Raw genomic sequence first — 2,712 nt, 5'->3', positions numbered from 1 at the left:
AGCTGATCGAAGGGCAGGGCGGCTGGTTGCTGTTCGCGCCCATTCCTTTTGCCTTCGCGAACCCGCATCATCAGCTTGGAAGGCTGAGGTTCTACCACTAAACTATACCCGCGGAGCTTGCAGCTCACGCTAAATCTGGTGGAGGGGGAAGGATTCGAACCTTCGAAGTCGTAGACGTCAGATTTACAGTCTGATCCCTTTGGCCGCTCGGGAACCCCTCCTAAGCGAGGCAGCATTTTATACTATGCCACCCTTCTGTCAAGCATTTTTCTCATTAAAAACCTGAGGTTAGCTGCATTGACCTCGCTTCGCCTTGCTTACCTTCTAGAGGTCTTCACTGCGGAGCGGGCGCCATTCTATGCAAACTATTCGACAGTTGCAATGCCTTCGCATGACATTATTTTATGTTTTAACTCATTGAATTCTTTAGCAAGATTCTGCAGCCGCGAATCATCCAACAAATGCTTGCTTTCAGGGGGTACCCGCAACCAGTAACCAGGCATATCGGGCAGACTCAAAGGCGCCACCCGAGCCTCTACCCCCAACGCCGACAGACGCTGCTCGAGCACTTGTAGCTGCTCACGACGAGCCAGACCACCGATATAAAGACAGTCACCCTGAGCATCAGCGTCCTTGTCACGCCTTGCAACCCTGTCAGCCGACTCGCTCAGCAAGCGGATATCCTGCTGAGACCCTTTATAAAGCGTCAGAGGCGTTACCTCCTTGGCTCGCAAAGGCGCTTCCTGCTGATGCCAGACGTAATAGAACACATTGAGAACCAGGAGCAGCAGGAACAACCAGCGCATAAAAACCTCAGGACAATGGGCACGCCATAGCCAACCCAACAAAAACCAGATCAGGGACCACTCGCCCCTGCGGCACAACCCCAGAGACCAGGTCAGCATCACCACCGGTGAGGAACACCACGAAATCATCCCCCCAATAGCTACGTGCAAGCTCCAGCTGAGTCAGGACAAACCCCCTCAACATCAGCGAACAACCGCGCTCCACAGCCTCAACCGTCGTCCGCCCCGGCAAAAGACTGACCAGCGCGCGCTCGGCGGACAGATCGTCATAGCGAATTCGACGTGTGTGAGTCCTCAGTTGATTACGCATCAACGGCATCCCTGGGCAGATAAAGCCTCCCAGGTGCTCACCATCCGCAGCAATAAAGTCCGCGGTAACAGCTGTTCCAAAATCCAGCACCAGACACGCGCCTGCTGCGAGACGAAAGCCCCCCAGCATGGCCAGCCAGCGATCCAGACCAAGCCGCTCGAATTCCTCGTAACCATTTCGCACGCCCGCCATTTCTCTCGCGGGCGCAGCACTAGTCACCACGACACCAAAAGCCTCCACAAGCATCGAAATAAGCTTATTCGTCTCTTCAGCCGTACGCACGCTGACTAAGCGACAACGAGTCAGCACCAGTCCCTTCAAACTACGAAGACACCCCACCAGAGCGTCATCCGAATCAACCACCCCCTCGGCAAACACCTCAAGTACGGCATTATTCAGCACGCGCCACTTAATGAAGCTGTTTCCGCAATCAAGCTCAAGAATCATCACGCAACCTCAAGCTGAGCTCACCACCGCTATAGACCTTCTCAACCCCATCCACCTGCAATCGCAACGCACCCTGCTGATCGATGCCCATAACAATACCGTCTATTTTATTGACCCCAGCAATCAGAGACACCGCCTTGCCCTGCCATAGGTGATTGCGCTCCCATTCATCCCGGATAGAGGAGAAGCCCTCGAGCTGATGACGCCCTAAGTACGCCTTCAACATCATGTTCAGACGAGCGATCACTTGATTGCGATCCACCGGATTACCAGACTCAAGCCGCATGGAGGTCCATTGCTGATCAACCTCATCGGCTTTCTGCATATTGCCGTTGATACCCACACCAAGGACTACATGACAGACATCAGCAGGATCCCCGACCAATTCCAGCAGAATCCCAGCGATCTTCTTGCGCCCGACCAAAACGTCGTTCGGCCATTTCAGGCCCGCTCCAGCAATCCCAAATTCACGCAGGGTTTGCATCACCGCAAGCCCAACCACCAGGCTAAGCCCTTCCAACTGGCGCATCCCGCCGTCTATACGCAGGACAAGGCTGTAATAAACGTTTTCTGCAAATGGGCTCACCCATTTGCGCCCGCGCCGACCACGCCCAGCAGTCTGACGCTCAGCTAGCACCAGGAACGGCGCCGGCACGCTACGCTCGACAGCACGAAGAGCCTCGGCATTTGTGGAGTCGATGGAGTCAAAGGTCAGTACAGTCCAAGGACAATTCTCTGACTGCTCGCAGATATCAGCAGAACTCAGAAGCGCTAAGGGAGCCGCCAACTGATAACCGCGACCACGAACTTTATGAATGGAGAGCCCCAGTTCCGCCTCCAGTTGCTGTAGTTGCTTCCACACAGCACTACGGCTGACACCCAAGGCGGCACCAAGAGCCTGGCCCGAGTGAAACCGCCCATCCTTAAGAAGCTCCAGCAATGTAAGCATGTAAATCTCGCCTCACAATGAGGCAGGCATGATAGCCATGCCTAAGGCCGTTGCATAGAAAGTGCGACAGGCATAGTCGAGCGACTGGCGTTTGCTGCTCAAGAGTATTTTCTGCGCGCAAAAACAAAACCCCAATTGCTTTCGCAATTGGGGTTTCGGAATTTAATCTTGACGATGACCTACTCTCACATGGGGAAACC

Annotated in this window: 3 protein-coding genes and 2 tRNA genes; all 5 read right to left on the bottom strand. The window is 54.4% G+C overall.

Translation table 11 applies throughout. The features are described 5' to 3' along the window. Positions 1-10: 10 nt before the first annotated feature. The 5 genes from ACQKQA_RS30105 to birA all read right to left on the bottom strand — a co-directional run bounded on the left by ACQKQA_RS30105 (position 11) and on the right by birA (position 2,512). Positions 11-110, bottom strand: a tRNA-Gly gene (locus ACQKQA_RS30105). A gap of 26 nt (positions 111-136) precedes the next feature. Continuing rightward, positions 137-221: transfer RNA gene (locus ACQKQA_RS30100), tRNA-Tyr, on the bottom strand. A gap of 144 nt (positions 222-365) precedes the next feature. After that, positions 366-806 (bottom strand): hypothetical protein, encoded by a 441-nt coding sequence (locus ACQKQA_RS30095; RefSeq protein ID WP_427564774.1) that lies wholly within the window; start codon positions 804-806, stop codon positions 366-368. Positions 807-813: 7 nt separating this feature from the next. Next, positions 814-1,563: a pantothenate kinase gene (locus ACQKQA_RS30090; protein WP_427564773.1), complete on the bottom strand. Its 750-nt coding sequence runs from the start codon at positions 1,561-1,563 to the stop codon at positions 814-816. Continuing rightward, positions 1,553-2,512, bottom strand: a complete 960-nt coding sequence (birA, locus tag ACQKQA_RS30085) for a bifunctional biotin--[acetyl-CoA-carboxylase] ligase/biotin operon repressor BirA (RefSeq protein WP_427564772.1) — start codon at positions 2,510-2,512, stop codon at positions 1,553-1,555. Before birA ends, ACQKQA_RS30090 begins: the two co-directional genes overlap by 11 nt. Positions 2,513-2,712: the final 200 nt, after the last annotated feature.

This window comes from Pseudomonas sp. NPDC089530, from assembly GCF_050280705.1.
Classification (GTDB): domain Bacteria; phylum Pseudomonadota; class Gammaproteobacteria; order Pseudomonadales; family Pseudomonadaceae; genus Aquipseudomonas.
This window is presented reverse-complemented; position numbering and strand designations above follow the sequence as displayed.

Bases quoted from the DNA above. Each gene is read 5' to 3' on its own strand.
- ACQKQA_RS30095 (WP_427564774.1), bottom strand. From the start codon at position 806: ATGCGCTGGTTGTTCCTGCTGCTCCTGGTTCTCAATGTGTTCTATTAC.
- ACQKQA_RS30090 (WP_427564773.1), bottom strand. From the start codon at position 1,563: ATGATTCTTGAGCTTGATTGCGGAAACAGCTTCATTAAGTGGCGCGTG.
- birA (WP_427564772.1), bottom strand. From the start codon at position 2,512: ATGCTTACATTGCTGGAGCTTCTTAAGGATGGGCGGTTTCACTCGGGC.